This is a genomic window from Geodermatophilus sp. SYSU D00708 (assembly GCF_054050115.1).
Genome location: NZ_JBJGYS010000044.1, coordinates 16,790 through 32,154 on the forward strand (window position 1 = coordinate 16,790; position 15,365 = coordinate 32,154).

At 73.6% G+C, this 15,365-nt stretch carries 13 protein-coding genes; 7 read left to right on the plus strand and 6 right to left on the minus strand.

Translation table 11 applies throughout. The features are described from left to right. Positions 1-80 precede the first annotated feature (80 nt). Positions 81-1,619, minus strand: a complete 1,539-nt coding sequence (locus tag ACI79D_RS23555; RefSeq protein ID WP_456920956.1) for an MFS transporter — start codon at positions 1,617-1,619, stop codon at positions 81-83. Positions 1,620-1,696: 77 nt separating this feature from the next. Here ACI79D_RS23555 and ACI79D_RS23560 point away from each other — a divergent pair, with 77 nt between their 5' ends. Further along, positions 1,697-2,272 (plus strand): TetR/AcrR family transcriptional regulator, encoded by a 576-nt coding sequence (locus ACI79D_RS23560; RefSeq protein ID WP_456920957.1) that lies wholly within the window; start codon positions 1,697-1,699, stop codon positions 2,270-2,272. Between the two features lie 90 nt (positions 2,273-2,362). On the opposite strand, the gene ald is transcribed toward ACI79D_RS23560, so the two are convergent. Both ald and ACI79D_RS23570 read right to left on the minus strand, forming a co-directional pair. Then, positions 2,363-3,493, minus strand: coding sequence for an alanine dehydrogenase (gene ald / locus ACI79D_RS23565; RefSeq protein ID WP_456920958.1), 1,131 nt, complete (start codon positions 3,491-3,493; stop codon positions 2,363-2,365). A gap of 53 nt (positions 3,494-3,546) precedes the next feature. Further along, on the minus strand, positions 3,547-4,941 hold the full coding sequence (locus ACI79D_RS23570) for an aspartate aminotransferase family protein (protein ID WP_456920959.1): 1,395 nt from the start codon (positions 4,939-4,941) through the stop codon (positions 3,547-3,549). 383 nt (positions 4,942-5,324) lie between these two features. Here ACI79D_RS23570 and ACI79D_RS23575 point away from each other — a divergent pair, with 383 nt between their 5' ends. The 3 genes from ACI79D_RS23575 (at position 5,325) to pruA (ending at position 9,265) form a co-directional block, all read left to right on the plus strand. Beyond that, positions 5,325-6,605, plus strand: coding sequence for a threonine/serine ThrE exporter family protein (locus tag ACI79D_RS23575; protein ID WP_456920960.1), 1,281 nt, complete (start codon positions 5,325-5,327; stop codon positions 6,603-6,605). A gap of 90 nt (positions 6,606-6,695) precedes the next feature. Next, entirely contained in the window at positions 6,696-7,607 is a 912-nt protein-coding gene (locus ACI79D_RS23580) for a proline dehydrogenase family protein (protein WP_456920961.1), read from the plus strand. Between the two features lie 29 nt (positions 7,608-7,636). Then, positions 7,637-9,265, plus strand: coding sequence for an L-glutamate gamma-semialdehyde dehydrogenase (pruA, locus tag ACI79D_RS23585; RefSeq protein ID WP_456920962.1), 1,629 nt, complete (start codon positions 7,637-7,639; stop codon positions 9,263-9,265). 48 nt (positions 9,266-9,313) lie between these two features. On the opposite strand, the gene ACI79D_RS23590 is transcribed toward pruA, so the two are convergent. The 3 genes from ACI79D_RS23590 to ACI79D_RS23600 form a co-directional block, all read right to left on the minus strand. Then, complete coding sequence (locus tag ACI79D_RS23590) at positions 9,314-10,840, minus strand: amino acid permease (RefSeq protein WP_456920963.1); 1,527 nt, start codon at positions 10,838-10,840, stop codon at positions 9,314-9,316. A gap of 713 nt (positions 10,841-11,553) precedes the next feature. Then, positions 11,554-11,685 (minus strand): hypothetical protein, encoded by a 132-nt coding sequence (locus tag ACI79D_RS23595; protein WP_456920964.1) that lies wholly within the window; start codon positions 11,683-11,685, stop codon positions 11,554-11,556. Between the two features lie 84 nt (positions 11,686-11,769). Beyond that, positions 11,770-12,225, minus strand: a complete 456-nt coding sequence (locus ACI79D_RS23600; RefSeq protein ID WP_456920965.1) for an amidohydrolase family protein — start codon at positions 12,223-12,225, stop codon at positions 11,770-11,772. Between the two features lie 101 nt (positions 12,226-12,326). Between ACI79D_RS23600 and ACI79D_RS23605 the strand changes: the two genes are divergently transcribed. From ACI79D_RS23605 to ACI79D_RS23615, 3 genes are all read left to right on the plus strand, one after another. Further along, on the plus strand, positions 12,327-12,479 hold the full coding sequence (locus tag ACI79D_RS23605) for a hypothetical protein (protein WP_456920966.1): 153 nt from the start codon (positions 12,327-12,329) through the stop codon (positions 12,477-12,479). Positions 12,480-12,630: 151 nt separating this feature from the next. Beyond that, on the plus strand, positions 12,631-14,358 hold the full coding sequence (locus tag ACI79D_RS23610) for a peroxidase family protein (protein ID WP_456920967.1): 1,728 nt from the start codon (positions 12,631-12,633) through the stop codon (positions 14,356-14,358). Positions 14,359-14,369: 11 nt separating this feature from the next. Beyond that, positions 14,370-15,365: UDP-glucuronic acid decarboxylase family protein (locus ACI79D_RS23615; RefSeq protein ID WP_456920968.1), on the plus strand; the 996-nt coding region annotated here is incomplete at its 3' end.

Genomic DNA, 15,365 nt, shown 5'->3' on the forward strand with positions numbered 1-15,365 from the left:
GCACCGGGGGCCGGCCGTCGTCGACGGCCGGGCCCCGGTGCGGGTGCCCGCCGGCCGGTCGAGGGAACCCGACGAGGCGGTCACCCGTGCGACGAGCGCGTCCTCGCCGACGGGACCACCACCCACGCCGTGACCGCGGCGACCGCCAGCAGCGCCGCCGCGGCGACCGCGCTGAGCTGCATCGCCCAGGTGAACGACTCACGCGCGACCGCGAGCGCACCCTCGCCCGGCGCCAGCACCTCGCCGGCGCGGGCCAGCGACTCCCGGACCGCTCCCCCGCCGAGGCCGGCGACGTCCTCGGGCAGGGCGCTGCGGTACAGCACGGTCTGCAGCGAGCCGAGCAGCGCGACGCCCAGCGCGGCGCCGAGCTCGTAGGAGGTCTCCGACAGCGCGGAGGCGGCGCCCGCCCGGCGCGGGTCCACCGCCCCCACGGCGGCGTCGGTGCTCAGCGTGAACGCCACCCCGAAGCCGCAGCCGAGGACGACGAGGGCGGCGGCCAGCCAGGCGTAGCCGGACAGCGCCTCGGCCCCGGCCAGGCCGAGCATCCCGGCCGCGGTGACGGCGAGCCCGAGGCCGATCGCCCGGCCCGTCCCGACGCGGGAGACCAGCGGGCCCACCACGACCACGACGGCGAGGGAGGCGACCATCAGCGGGAGCTCCCGCAGCCCCGCCTCCAGCGGCGTGTGGCCCCGCACCAGCTGGAGGTACTGGGAGAAGAAGAACAGCAGGCCGGTCAGCGCCAGCAGCGCGATCAGCTGGCTGGCCAGGGCGCCGGAGAAGGCCCGGTTGGCGAACAGCCGGAGGTCGACGAGCGGGTCGTCGACCCGCCGCTGCCGGCGGACGAACAGCACCGCCGCGCCGAGGGCCACCGCCGCCGTCCCGGCCGCTGCCGGCGTCGGGCCGTGGCCGACGACCTCCTTGACCGCGTAGACCAACCCCAGGACGGCGACGATCGACTGCACCGCGCCGAGCACGTCCAGCCGCCCCGCGCGGGGAGCCCGGGACTCCGGGAGGAGGAGCCAGCCGGCGACCAGGAGGACGGCGACGACGGGCAGGTTGACCAGGAAGACCGAGCCCCACCAGGAGTCCTGGAGCAGCACCCCGCCGACCAGCGGGCCGAGCACGGCGCCGCCGGACGCCCCCGCGCTCCACAGCGCGATGGCGCGGGTCCGCTGCCGCGGGACGGGGAACAGGTTGCGGATGAGCGACAGCGTCGAGGGCATCAGGGTCGCCCCCGCCGCGCCCTGGGCCGCGCGCGCCGCGACCAGCGTCGCAGGGTCGGGCGCGGAGGCCGCGACGGCGGAGGCCAGCCCGAAGGCGGCGGTGCCGATCAGCAGCACCCGCTTGCGGCCGAAGCGGTCGGCCAGGCCGCCCATGAGCACCAGCAGGCCGGCCAGCGCGAAGCCGTAGACGTCGCCGATCCACAGCAGCTCCCCCGCCGTCGGCCGCAGGTCGGCGGTCAGCGCCGGGACGGCGAGGGCCAGCACGGTGCTGTCGACCGACAGCAGCACCACGGCGAGGACGAGCACGGCGAGCGCCGCCCACTCCCGCGGCCCGGCGGAGCGGGCGGCCTCCCGCGGGGTGACCGGACCGGCGACGGTGGACGGAGCGGTGCTCATGGCGGGTAGCGTACCGACCAGACGGTTTGTTAGCCATCGACCTAAGCTCCTCCCGCGGGCCGGGGCAGGAGGAGACGGTGGCGGGTCAGGTGCGGGATGCGGCGCGGACGCGCCGGGCGCTGCTCGACGCGGCCGCCCGGTCGGTGAGCGTCCACGGCGCGGGGGTCAGCCTCGACGTCGTGGCGCGGGAGGCCGGCGTCTCCAAGGGCGGCCTGATCCACCACTTCCGCACCAAGGACGAACTGCTCACCGCCCTGGCCGACGACCTGTTCGAGCAGTTCGACCGGGCCGTGCAGGACCGCGTCGACCCCGACGACACCGCGCCCGGGCGGCTGCTGCGCGCCTACGTCCGGGCGACCTTCGACGAGCTCGAGCACGGCCAGGACGCGGTCGAGCAGACGACCCTCATGGCCACCCTCAGCTCGTTCCCCGAGCTGACCCGCCGCTCCCAGGAGCGCTACCGGCGCTGGAACGAGACCCTCGCCGAGGACGGTCTGGACAGCCAGCGCGTGGTCGTGGTGCTCCGCGCCTGCGACGGCGTGTCGATCGCCCCGCTGTTCGAGGGGCCGCTGGGCGTCGACGAGCTCGCCGCCACGCGCGACCTGCTGCTGCGGCTCACCCGCGACACCGGCCCGCTCGTCGGCCCGGGCTGACCGGCGCTCACCCGTCGGCGGCCGGGCCCCGGTGCACCACGGCGCCATCGACCACCGTCGGTGCGTTCGGCGGGTCGAGCGCGCCGGGCCTCACCTCGTCGCGAGCAGCCCGTCGGCATCGGCGAAGGGCAGGTCGTGGGCGTCGGCGACCGGTCGGGTGACGAGGTGTCCGTCGAGGGTGCTCAGGCCGTGGCGCAGGGCGGGGTCGGCCTGGGCGGCGCGGGCCACGCCGTGCCGGGCCGCCCGGACCAGGTAGGGCAGGGTGGCCGAGGTCAGGGCCTGGGTCGAGGTGCGGGCGACGGCGCCGGGGATGTTGGCCACGCAGTAGTGGGTGACGCCCTCCTCGACGTAGGTCGGGTGCGAGTGGGTGGTCGCCCGGCTGGTCTCGAAGCAGCCGCCCTGGTCGATGGCGATGTCGACGACCACGCTGCCCGGGCGCATCGCGGCGATCATCTCCCGGGTGACCAGCTTGGGCGCCTTCGCGCCGGGCACGAGGACCGCGCCGATCACGACGTCGGCCTCGGCGACGTAGGCCGCCGTCCGGGCCCGGTTGGGCGTCACCAGGTCCAGCCGCCCGCCGAAGATGTCGGACAGGTAGGCCAGCCGGCTGGGGTTGGTGTCGAGCACCCGGACGATGGCCCGCATCCCCAGCGCGATCTTCGCCGCCTCGGTGCCGGCCACTCCGCCGCCGATGATGAGCACCTTGGCCGCGGGGGTGCCGGGGACACCGCCGAGCAGGATGCCCGCTCCCCCGGCGGGGTTCTCCAGGTGGTGCGCGGCGGCCTGCACCGCCATCCGGCCGGCGACCTCGCTCATCGGGGTCAGCAGCGGCAGCCTGCCGTCGGCGGTCTGCACGGTCTCGTAGGCGATCGAGTCGATCCGCCGCTCGAGCAGGAACTCGGTCAGCCGGCGGTCGGCGGCCAGGTGCAGGTAGGTGAACAGTTGCTGGCCTCCACGGAAGCGGGAGTACTCCTCGGGCACCGGCTCCTTGACCTTGACGACCAGGTCGGCCGCGGCGAACACCTCGTCGGCGCTCGGCACGACCTTGGCGCCGGCGGTGGCGTACTCCTCGTCGAGGAACCGGGACCCGGCGCCGGCGCCGGCCTGCACGACGACCCGGTGGCCGTCGGACACCAGCTCCACGACGCCGTCGGGGGTGAGCGCCACCCGGTTCTCGTTGTCCTTGATCTCCTTCGGAACTCCGACGACGAGCGTGCTCATGGGATGCCTCCTCCGGTCGGCGCCCGGTGCTGGCACCGGTGCGGTCGGCGGCGTCAGACGCGCGTCTGGGCCTCGGTCAGGGTGTGCCGCAGGATCTGTTCCATCTCGTCGAACTCGGCCTGGCCGCAGATGAGCGGCGGAGCGACCTGGACCACGACGTCGCCGCGGTCGTCGGGGCGGCAGTACAGGCCGTTGTCGAACAGCGCGCCGGGCAGGAAGCCGCGGACCAGCCGCTCCCGCTCGGCGGCGTCGAAGGTCTGCCGGGTGGCCTTGTCCTTGACCAGTTCGACGGCCCAGAAGTAGCCGTCGCCGCGGACGTCGCCGACGATCGGCAGGTCCAGCAGCTTGCACAGGGTCGTGCCCAGCGCGGCCTCGTTGTCCAGCACGCGGCGGTTGAGCCCCTCGCGCTCCATGAGGTCGAGGTTGGCCAGGGAGACGGCTGCCGCCACCGGGTGCCCGCCGAAGGTGTAGCCGTGCGGGAACGCCACGTGCGGGCGCAGGAACGGCTCGATCACCCTCTCCGAGGCGATCATCGCGCCGATCGGGCCGTAGCCGGAGCTCATCCCCTTGGCGCAGGTGATCAGGTCCGGGGTGTAGCCGAACTTCTCGCAGGCGAACGTCGCACCGTGCCGGCCGAAGGCGCAGATGACCTCGTCGGACACCAGCAGCACGTCGTGCCGGTCGCAGATCTCGCGGACGCGCTCGAAGTAGCCCGGCGGCGGGGTCAGACAGCCGCCGGAGTTCTGCACCGGCTCGAGGAACACCGCGGCGACGGTGTCGGCGCCCTCGAACAGGATCGCCTCCTCGATCCGGTCGGCGGCCCACCGGCCGAAGGCCTTCGGGTCGTCGGCGAACTCCGGGTGCCGGTACAGGTTCGTGTTGGGCACCCGGAACCCACCCGGGGCCAGCGGCTCGAAGTCCCTCTTCATGGCGGGCAGCCCGGTGATGGCCAGGGCGCCGTGCGGCGTCCCGTGGTAGGCCACCGCGCGGCTGATCACCTTGGTCTTGCCCGGCTTGCCGATCAGCTTGAAGTACTGCTTCGCCGCCTTCCACGCCGACTCCACCGCCTCACCGCCACCGGTGGTGAAGAAGACGCGGTTCAGGTCGCCGGGCGCCAGGTCGGCGACCCGCTCGGCCAGTTCCGCCTGCACCGGCGTGGTGTAACCCCACACCGGGAAGTACGCCAGCTCCGCGGCCTGCTTCGCCGCCACCTCGGCCAGCTCGCGCCGCCCGTGCCCCACCTGGACGACGAACAGCCCGGACAGGCCGTCGAGGATCTTCCGACCCCGGTTGTCCCAGATGTAGGCACCCTCCCCGCGGGTGACCACCGGGATCGGCGTGTCAGGGTGCCGCCCCTGGCGGGCGAAGTGCATCCACAGGTGGTCGGCTGCACGCGCCGCCGTCGCGTCCGGCACGCCGGCCGGGGGCTGCTCGATCGAGGTGGTCATCCCGCGCTCCTCGTGGTCTCGGGCCGGAGGGACGTCGGACGGTCCACCGTCGCGATCGCGCCGGCCACCGTCAGCATGGCCCGAGTCTGCGGCGATCTGTTCCGCAGCGACCACGGGAGCGGCCTCGCTCCCCCACCGACCCGACGTCCCGAGGTCAGGGCGTGAGCGTGGGCACCGCGTGCCCCGCCCCCTCACGGACGCCGTCGGACGGCTGGGCGCCGTCCGGTCCGTCCCGCGTCGCGCACATCTAGCCTGGCGGCGTGTCCAGCGGGCCCCGGCATCGCCGCAGGACCTTCGCGCGCATACCCGACCGGGCATGGCGGGCCATCGGGGGCAACGGGCCGCCGACCGCGCCCATCGGCCTGCGGGCTCAGCCCAGCTCGATGGACGACCTCACCGCGCACGCCGCGCTGGGCCTCGCCCTGCGCATCGGGGAGTCGATGCTGGCCATCGGGGCCGCCGCGGCCGACGTCACCGCCACGGTGCTGCGGGTGGCCGCCGCCTACGGGCTGGACAGCTGCCAGGTCGACGTCACGTTCACGTCGCTGGTGGTCAGCTACGACCGCGAGAACGCCGTGCCGCTCACCGCGATGCGCACCGTGCGGATGCGCGGGATGGACTACACGCGCCTGCAGGGCGTCACGGACCTGGCTCGTGCGGTCGGCGCCGGCGGCCTCGACATCGAGGAGGCGCACCGCCGGCTGGACCGGGTGGTGTCGGCCCCCGCCACCTATCGCCGCACCGTCCACGCGCTGGGCTGGGCCGGCGTCGCGGGGTCCCTGGGGTTCCTCCTCGGCGGTGGATGGCCCGTCGCCCTCATCGCGGCCCTGACCACGGCGGTGGTCGCGCAGGTGATGCGCGTGCTCGACCGCCGGGGCCTGCCGCTGTTCTTCCAGCAGGTGGCCGGTGCCGCGCTCGCGACCGGCGTGGCCGTCCTCCTCGTCGCGTGGCGCGTCGAGGTGCGCAGCTCGCTGGTCGTGGCCGCCGGCATCGTCGTGCTCCTCGCCGGGCTGTCGCTGGTCAGTGCCGCCGAGGACGCGATCAGCGGGTTCCCCGTCACCGCGGCCGCGCGGGCCTTCGAGGTGATGACGCTGACCGCCGGCATCGTCGTGGGCATCGCCGGCGTGCTGGACCTCGCCCGGCGAGCACGGTTGCTGCTCGACGTCGCCCCGGTCCCGGCCTCGGCTGCGCCGTTCGCCCTCGGGCTGGCGGCATCGGCCGGCATCGCCGGGTCCTGGGCACTGGCCTCCCACGCCCGGCCGCGGGCCATCGGCCTCGCCGCGCTCGCCGGAGGGCTGGCCTGGACGACGTTCTGGGCGGCCAGCGCGGTGGGCACCGGCCTTGCGGTCGCGAGCGGGATCGCCGCTGTCGCCGTCGGGTTCTGCGGAGAGCTGCTGACCGACCGGCTCCGGATGCCGCCGGTGCTCGTCGCCGTGTGCGGCATCGTCCCGCTGCTGCCGGGGCTGGCGATCTACCGAGGCCTCTTCGCCATCGTCGTGGAGGCCGACATCCCGGGCGGACTGGCCGACCTCGTCGGAGCGGCGGCCATCGGGCTGGCCCTCGCCGCCGGTGTCACGCTGGGTGAGTACCTCGGCAGGCCGGTCAGTGCCCGGCGGGACCGCTACGACGAGCGCGTCCGCCGTCGGGCCATGACCGCCGACTGACACGCCGTCCCGTCGGTGTGGCACCTGTCACACGTCGGTAGAGTCGGTACCCCAGCCGCCGACGCGAGCCGACCCGGAACGGGAGGCGCGATGGTCAACCGAGTGCTGATGTGGGCGGCCGGCAGCCCGAGACTCCAGCGGCAGGTCACCGAGAACCCGATCGCCCGCCGGGCCGCACACCGCTTCGTCGCCGGTGAGCGGCTCGACGAGGCGCTCGACGTGGCCACGGCGCTGGCTGCCCGGCGGATCGGCAGCATCCTCGACCTGCTCGGGGAGGGCGTCACCGACCTGTCGGGCGCGGCCTCCGCCGTCGCGGAGTACGAGGCGGCCGCGCAGGCGATCGCCGGGCGGGGTCTGGACGCCGAGATCTCCATCAAGCTCTCCCAGCTCGGCCAGACCGTGGACCGGGAGGCCTGCGTCGCGAACCTGACCGAGATCCTCGACCAGGCCAAGTCCGTGGGCGTCCCCGTCGAGATCGACATGGAGGACAGCAGCCTGGTCCCGGACACGCTGGCCCTGTTCCGGGAGGCCGCGACCACGCACCCGCAGACCCGGCTCGCCGTGCAAGCCGCGCTCCGCCGCACCCCCGTGGACCTGGAGACACTGGCGCCCCTGAAGCCGCGCGTCCGGCTGGTGAAGGGCGCCTACGCCGAGCCCCTGGAGCGGGCCCACCAGGGCAAGGCCGAGATCCGGGCGCAGTTCAAGCACCTGACCGACTGGCTGTTCGAGCACGGCTCCGATCCCGCGTTCGGCACGCACGACGACGAGCTGATCGCGTACGCGCGTGCGGCCGCCGCGCGAGCCGGCAAGGGCCCGGGCGAGTACGAGTTCCAGTTCCTGCACGGCATCCGCCGCGACCTCCAGCAGGAACTCGTGGACGACGGTCACCGCGTGCGCGTGTACATCCCGTTCGGTTCGGCCTGGTACCCCTACCTGACGCGCCGGATGGCCGAGCGCCCGGCCAACCTGCTGTTCTTCCTGCGCGCCCTCGTCGGTCGATGAACCGCCTGACACCCGGAGCGTGATCCGAGATGCTCGACGCCGTCACCCAGGTCCCGCCACCGGTCAACGAGCCGGTCCACGACTTCGCACCCGGCAGCGCCGAGCGGGCGGCGCTGGAGGAGCGGTTGAAGCAGCTCGCCGCCGAGCGGGTCGAGCTGACCATGACCATCGGCGGTGAGCAGCGGGTCGGCGGCGGGGGGCCCATCGACGTCGTCCAGCCGCACCGCAGGGACGCCGTGCTGGGCACGATGGGCAACGCGACGCCGCAGGACGTCGCCGACGCCGTGGAGGCGGCCCGCGCCGCGGCACCCGCGTGGCGGCGGATGTCCTACGACGACCGTGCCGCGGTCTTCCTCAAGGCCGCAGAGCTGCTGGCCGGGCCGTGGCGGCACACGCTCAACGCGGCCACGATGCTCGGGCAGAGCAAGACCTGCTACCAGGCCGAGATCGACACGCCGTGCGAGCTGGTCGACTTCTGGCGGTTCAACGTCCACTTCGGCCGGCAGATCCTCGAGGAGCAGCCGATGAGCTCGCCCGGGGTCTGGAACCGTTTCGACCACCGGCCGCTCGAGGGGTTCGTGCTGGCCATCACCCCGTTCAACTTCACCGCCATCGCGGGCAACCTGCCCACCGCGCCGGCGCTGATGGGCAACACGGTCATCTGGAAGCCCTCCCCCACCCAGCAGGTCGCCGCCCACCACACGATGCGGGTGCTGGAGGAGGCCGGCCTGCCGCCCGGGGTGATCAACATGGTCACCGGGGACGGCCGGGCGGTCAGCGAGGTCGCGCTGGTGCACCCCGACCTGGCCGGCATCCACTTCACCGGCTCCACCGCGACCTTCGGCCACCTGTGGCGGACGGTGACGGAGAACCTGACCGGCTACCGGGCCTACCCGCGGCTGGTGGGCGAGACCGGCGGCAAGGACTTCGTGATCGCGCACCCCTCCGCCGACGTCGACGTGCTGCGCACCGCCCTGGTGCGCGGGGCGTTCGAGTTCCAGGGGCAGAAGTGCTCCGCGGCCTCCCGGGCCTACATCCCCCGGTCCGTGTGGGACCGGCTCCGGGATCCGTTCCTGGAGGAGGTCGAGGGCATGCCGATGGGCGACGTCACCGACTTCTCGATGTTCCTGGGTGCGGTCATCGACCAGCGCTCCTTCGACCGGCTGACCGGTGTCCTGGACCGGGTCCGCGGGGAGGACGGCGTGGAGATCCTGGCCGGGGGCACCGCCGACGACAGCGAGGGCTTCTTCGTCCGCCCCACCCTGGTCCAGGCCGACAACCCCGAGCACGAGGTCTTCACCACCGAGTACTTCGGCCCGATCCTCGGGGTGTTCGTCTACGACGACGCCGACTACGACCGGGTGGTCCGCGAGGCCGCGGACGCCGCCCCGTACGGCCTCACCGGGTCGATCATCGCCCAGGACCGCGCCGCGATCGTCGAGGCCATGGAGGTGCTGCGGTTCTCCGCCGGCAACTTCTACGTCAACGACAAGCCCACCGGGGCAGTGGTCGGACAGCAGCCCTTCGGGGGCGCCCGGGCCAGCGGCACCAACGACAAGGCCGGCTCGGTCCTCAACCTGCTCCGCTGGGTGTCGCCGCGGTCGATCAAGGAGAGCTTCGTGCCGCCCACCGACTACCGGTACCCGCACATGGGCTGACGCCGTCCCCCGGCTCCCCTCGCGCCCTGACGCCGTCCCCCGCGGCGGTCACGGCGCCTCGTTCGGGTAGCCCTCCTCGTCCATCCGCCGGATGACGCGGGGGTCCAGCCGCCCCTCCCCCACGGCGGCGTCGACCTCGACGTCGACGACGGCGCCGTGCTCGTGCATCCACCGGTCGGCGCGGGTCTCCGCGGCGACCCCCTGGTCGGTCAGGTGGGCCTCGCCGATGGCCCTGCGCCGGACGGCGTAGGCGACGAGCACGACCGCCCAGGCGAGCAGGCTGAGCAGGAGCTGCGACCGGGTGCTGTCCCGGACGAACATCTGCACGAGGATCCCGACGATGGCGGCCGCCGTGAGCAGGGTCAGGACGGGGTAGAACCACATCTTCACCCGCAGCCGCTCCGGCGGGATCGTCGGCCGCATCCGCAGCTGGGACAGGGTGATCAGCAGGTAGACGAACAGGATGATCGCGCCGGAGGAGTTGAGCAGGAACAGGAAGACCGTGTCCGGCGACACGTAGGCGGCGATCACGCAGAGGAACCCGACGACGCTGGACGCGAGGATCGCCCACGCGGGGACACCACGCCGGTTGATCGAGAGCAACCGGCCGGGTGCCTCGTGCCGGGCGGCGAGCACGAAGAGCATGCGCGAGGCCGTGTAGAGGCCGGAGTTCAGGCAGGACAGGACGGCGGTGAGCACGACCGCGTTCATGATCTCGGCCGCCGCCGGGATCCCCATCTCCTCCATCGCGGCCACGTACGGCGAGTCGCCGAGCTCCGTGGAGTTCCACGGCAGGATGGTGGCCAGCAGGAAGATGGAGCCGACGTAGAAGATCAGGATCCGGAAGACGACGGAGTTCGTCGCCCGTGCGATGCCGCGCTCCGGCTCCGCGGACTCGGCGGCGGCGATGGTGGCGATCTCGGCGCCGACCATCGAGAAGACCACGATCACGATGCCCGAGACGAGCGTGCCGACGCCGTTGGGGAACAGGCCGCCGTGCTCGGTCAGGTTCGAGAAGTCCAGGTCGCGGCCCGGCCACAGCCCCAGGACGAACAGCGCGCCCAGGGCGATGAACGCCACGATCGCGAAGACCTTGACGCCGGCGAACCAGTACTCGAACTCCCCGTAGGAGGCCACCGAGAACAGGTTGGTCGCCGTCATGAGCACCATCAGGGCCAGGGCCATGACCCACAGCGGGACGTCGGGCAGCCAGCGCTGCAGGATCGCCGCCCCGGCCACGGCCTCGAAGCCGACCACGATCACCCAGAAGTACCAGTACAGCCAGCCCACGCTGAAGCCGGCCCAGCCGCCGAGCGACTGCCGCGCGTAGTCGGCGAAGGACCCCGTCGAGGGGTTGGCGACCGCCATCTCCCCGAGCATCCGCATGACCATGACGATCAGGACGCCGGTGAGGGCATAGGTCAGGAACGCCGCGGGGCCGACCTCACCGATGATCGCGCCCGAGCCGACGAACAGGCCCGCGCCGATGACGCCACCGATCGCGATCATCGTGAGGTGGCGCTGCTTGAGTCCCTTGTGGAGGTTGCCGCCCTCGGCGGTCGGGCCGTGTGCCATGTCCGCTCCCCTCGTCCTGCTACGAGTCGGTGGGGTGGGCGTGAGCTCACGAGAATGATGGGCCGGACCGCCGGAGCCGCGCCAGCGCAACGGCTCCCCTCCGTGACGTCGCGTGCGCGTGCGCCGCGCGGCGCGCGGGCGGGCCGTCGGACACGCCGGTCCGGGTCCGCACCGCCGGCCACGGGGACCGGCTACCGGCCACCGGTGCCCTGGCCTGGACGCCGGCAGGGAGCGGCGAGCGCACGGCCCGCGGCGGCGGTCAGCCCTCCCAGGGAGTCGTCTCGTCGAGGGCGAGGAGGGCAGCGGCCTGCGCCTCGGTGAGGTCACCGGAGCGGGTTCACTCGGCTCGCAGGTGTCTGCGTGCGGCCTGGGGAGAGCTCAGCCGGGGGGTGGTCGGGGTCCAGGAGTCGAGGAGCACCAGGCTGCGCACCAGGCGCCGGGTCCAGCGTCGCGCCGTGACCGATCCGAACGTCCGGGTCGGCCGCGGTCCGCTCGCGTCCTGCCGTGCGTCGGGGCCAGGCGTGCGGAGGTCTTCGGGCTCTGCGGACACTGTTCTTCTTCTGCGCTTCTCGTCGATCGGATGGGGCACCCGGGGGACGCCGGTGGCGTCCGAGCACCCTCCCCACGGTAGGACGACGCCCGGGCCCGGGGCACGCGTCCCGGGGGTGACGGTCGGCACGCTGCCCTCGACCGGTCAGCGCCGGAGGGAACGGTCAGGCGTCCGCCCCCGCATGCCGGTGGACGACGGCGCCGTCGACCGCGGTCAGCGCGATCGGCGCGTCGGCGAGCTCGTCGGAGTCCGCGCGCAGCGGGTCGACGGCGAAGGCGGTGAGATCGGCCCGCATCCCGACGCGATGCGCCCGGCCGCGGCGACTCCCCCGCCGCGTCGGCGGCCTGGCTCGTGTAGCCCTGCAGGGCCGTCAGCGCGGTCAGCCCCTGGTGCGGCTGGACCGGTGGACGCCGGGCTCCCCCGCCGGACGGCGCAGCTGGGCGTCGGCCAGCACCCGCCGGGGGTCGAACGGTGCGACCGGCCAGTCGGAGCCGAGCACCAGGGGCACCCCGGCGTCGCGCAGGTCGCGGCAACGCCAGGCGCAGTCGGCCCGCTCATCACCCAGCCGGACCGACCAGTCGTCCGTGTGGTCGGCGCGAGTGGAGTGGGTGCAGTGGGTCGGCTGCATGCTGGCCGCGACCCCCTGGCGCAGGAAGCGGCCGATGAGCGCGCCCGGCAGTGTCTCGACGTGCTCGATGCGGTGCGGTCCGGACGGCGAGGCGGCCGGCCCGTCGAGCGCGTCCAGGACGTGCCGCACCGCGGCGTCGCCGATGGCGTCCGTCGCGGTCGGGACGCCCGCCGCGGCCGACGGCGGGGCGCGGACATCCGGGACCAAGGGCCCTGGGGAGAACCCCACCACGTGGGCAGCATCCGACTCCACCGGTGAGGCGAGGATCACCGCACTCGGCGCCGGGGTGCAGGGCCTGGGGAGGGACCATGCGACTGCTCCGAGCCCTGGTCGTCGGTGGGTTCACCGCGGCAGCCGTGCTGGTGGCACCCCCGGCGACCGCGGCCGAGAGAGGGATCGCCCCGCAGGACTGCGAGCGCGTCTGGATCTGGTGGATCCCCTTCCCGTGCCAGCCGGACTGACGGCGTCGCCTCCCGTCCGCCCGTCCCCGGGCGGTCGCGCCCCCCACATCTAGGGGCTCGCCGCCCCCTCGGACGCGTCTGCCGCGTCGGGGCCGGTCCTGGCGAAGCTGCTCCCGACGCGGGCCGGGGGGCCCGGACGAGACCGGGGGCGATGAGGGTGGACCAGGACGACCAGACGGCGGGCGGCTGCCCGTTCAGCGGAGCGGGCGGTCCGCTGCGGATGGCCCGGCGCGGCTTCCTCGCCGGCGCGCTGGCCACGGCGGTGGTGCCCGCCGTCGGCGGCGGGCTCGCCGGCACGGCGCGGGCGGCCGAGGACCCCGTCCCCGCACCCGGGACCACCGAGCCGCCGCCGGTCCCCGACGCACCCGCCGAGACCGCGGCGCACGCCGTCGGCGACCCGCGCGGAGCGGACATCGCCGTCCGCGTCGACCGGAGGGCGCAGGCGCGCTTCGGCCTCATGTTCCCGGGCCTGCCGGCCTTCGCGCCCACCGACGGGCTGCTGCGGTGGCTGGCCGCGAGCATGAACGACGGCCTCCAGCCGCTCACAGACGTCCGGCTGAGCAACCCGGCCGCCGACAACCGGGGGATCCCGGCCGGCTACATCTACTTCGGCCAGTTCGTCGACCACGACATGACCCTGGACAAGACCCCGCTGAGCTCCCGGCTGCAGGACCCGCTGGCCATGCGGAACTACGACACCCCGTGGTTCGACCTCGGCAGCGTCTACGGCAAGAACGCGAACGGCAGCCCCGAGCTCTACGACCCCGACAAGCCCGGCTACCTCAGGCTCTGGCACCACGACGACCTGGTCGACCTGCCGCGCGACGACGTCGGTGCCGCCTACCTCGGCGACCCGCGCAACGACGAGAACCTGATCGTCGCCCAGCTGCACACGGTGTTCATCCGGCTGCACAACAAGTTCATGGACCAGGGCATGACCTTCGCGCAGGCCCGCCGCCAGTGTCGCTGGCACTACCAGTGGCTGATCGTCAACGACTACCTGCCGCGCATCGTCGGTCAGGACGTCGTCAACACCCTGATCAAGCGCGACGGGGCCGGCCCGATCAAGTTCCACGGCACGTTCTACAAGCCCGAGCACCCCGACAACCCCTACATGCCGATCGAGTACTCGGGTGCGGCCTACCGGTTCGGGCACAGCATGATCCGCGCCGAGTACGAGATGCAGGACGGCCACACCGTCCCGATCTTCGGCGCCGACGGTTTCGAGGACCTCCGCGGCAACCGCCCGATCCCGCACGACCTGTGGGCGGACTGGAACTACTTCTTCGACATCCCGGGCCTCGAGCCACCGGACGACCGGAACTTCGCCCGCCTCATCAACACGCAGCTCTCGCTGCCGCTGTTCACCCTGCCGCCGACGGTGGTGGCCCGCACCGACAAGGCGATCATCGCCCTCGCCGAGCGCAACCTCCTGCGCGGCAAGCGGCTGGGCCTGCCCTGCGGTCAGGACGTCGCCCAGGCGATGGGGATCACCCCGCTGACCAACCAGGAGCTGAACCTCAAGGCCCCGGGCTGGGGAGGCAAGGCGCCGCTCTGGTACTACGTGCTCAAGGAGGCCGAGCTGCTCGCCCAGGGCAAGAAGCTCGGCCCGGTCGGCGGCCGGATCGTCGCCGAGGTGATCCTCGGCATCATGGCGCTGGACCCGGAGTCCTACTTCAACCTCAAGCCCGGCTTCCAGTGGAAGCAGGACAAGCAGGTGGGCGACCTGATCCTGCTGGCCGACGCCCTGGACCCGCGCTCGCGGATCGTGCTGCCCGACGACGAGGTCGACGAGATCGGGCCGCAGCCCCTGGAGCCCGACGAGCAGATCAACCCCGAGGCCACCTCGCCGGTGGGCTCCCTGACCCTGGCCGAGTGAGAGGACACCCCATGTCTCGTGCTGTCGTGACCGGCGGTGCCGGCTTCCTCGGGTCCCACCTGTGCGAAGCGCTGCTCGACCGCGACGTCGAGGTGCTGTGCCTCGACAACTTCCTGACCGGGACGCCGGCGAACGTGGCGCACCTGCTGGAACGCCCGGGCTTCCGGCTGGTCCGCGCCGACGTCACCGACTACGTCCACGTGCCCGGACCGGTCGACTACGTGCTGCACTTCGCCTCCCCCGCCTCGCCGATCGACTACGCCGAGCTGCCCATCCACACCATGAAGGTCGGCTCGATCGGGACCCTGCACACGCTGGGCCTGGCCAAGGAGAAGGGGGCGCGGTACCTGCTCGCCTCGACGTCGGAGACCTACGGGGACCCGCTGGTCCACCCGCAGCCGGAGACCTACTGGGGCAACGTGAACCCGGTGGGGCCGCGCGGTGTCTACGACGAGGCCAAGCGCTTCGCCGAGGCGATGACGTCGGCCTACCGGCGCACGCACGGCGTCGACACCGCGATCGTGCGGATCTTCAACACCTACGGGCCGCGCATGCGGCCGCGCGACGGCCGGGCCATCCCGACGTTCATCCGGCAGGCGCTGTCCGGTGAGCCGCTGACCGTCGCCGGGGACGGCACCCAGACCCGTTCCGTCTGTTACGTCAGCGACCTCGTCGACGGGCTGCTCCGGTTCCTGCTGTCGTCGGAGGCGGGGCCGATGAACATCGGCAACCCGCACGAGATCCCGGTGATCGACCTGGCCCGGCGGATCCGGGAGCTGACCGGCTCGGCCTCACCCATCGAGTTCGTCCCCCGTCCGGAGGACGACCCGACGGTGCGCCAGCCCGACATCGGCCTGGCCCGCCGGGCCCTGGGCTGGGAGCCGCAGATGTCCCTGGACGACGGGCTCAAGCACACCATCGCGTGGTTCGCCCAGCACCCCGACCTGGTCCGCCTCGCCGGGGGGGGGGGGGGGGGGGGGGGGGGGGGGGGGGGGGGGGGGGGGGGG

Excerpts from the sequence above, each read along its gene's own strand:
- ACI79D_RS23570 (WP_456920959.1), bottom strand. The coding sequence starts at position 4,941 with ATGACCACCTCGATCGAGCAGCCCCCGGCCGGCGTGCCGGACGCGACG.
- ACI79D_RS23595 (WP_456920964.1), bottom strand. The coding sequence starts at position 11,685 with ATGCGGGCCGATCTCACCGCCTTCGCCGTCGACCCGCTGCGCGCGGAC.
- pruA (WP_456920962.1), top strand. The coding sequence starts at position 7,637 with ATGCTCGACGCCGTCACCCAGGTCCCGCCACCGGTCAACGAGCCGGTC.
- ACI79D_RS23575 (WP_456920960.1), top strand. The coding sequence starts at position 5,325 with ATGGACGACCTCACCGCGCACGCCGCGCTGGGCCTCGCCCTGCGCATC.
- ACI79D_RS23605 (WP_456920966.1), top strand. The coding sequence starts at position 12,327 with ATGCGACTGCTCCGAGCCCTGGTCGTCGGTGGGTTCACCGCGGCAGCC.
- ACI79D_RS23590 (WP_456920963.1), bottom strand. The coding sequence starts at position 10,840 with ATGGCACACGGCCCGACCGCCGAGGGCGGCAACCTCCACAAGGGACTC.
- ACI79D_RS23610 (WP_456920967.1), top strand. The coding sequence starts at position 12,631 with ATGAGGGTGGACCAGGACGACCAGACGGCGGGCGGCTGCCCGTTCAGC.
- ald (WP_456920958.1), bottom strand. The coding sequence starts at position 3,493 with ATGAGCACGCTCGTCGTCGGAGTTCCGAAGGAGATCAAGGACAACGAG.
- ACI79D_RS23555 (WP_456920956.1), bottom strand. The coding sequence starts at position 1,619 with ATGAGCACCGCTCCGTCCACCGTCGCCGGTCCGGTCACCCCGCGGGAG.
- ACI79D_RS23580 (WP_456920961.1), top strand. The coding sequence starts at position 6,696 with ATGGTCAACCGAGTGCTGATGTGGGCGGCCGGCAGCCCGAGACTCCAG.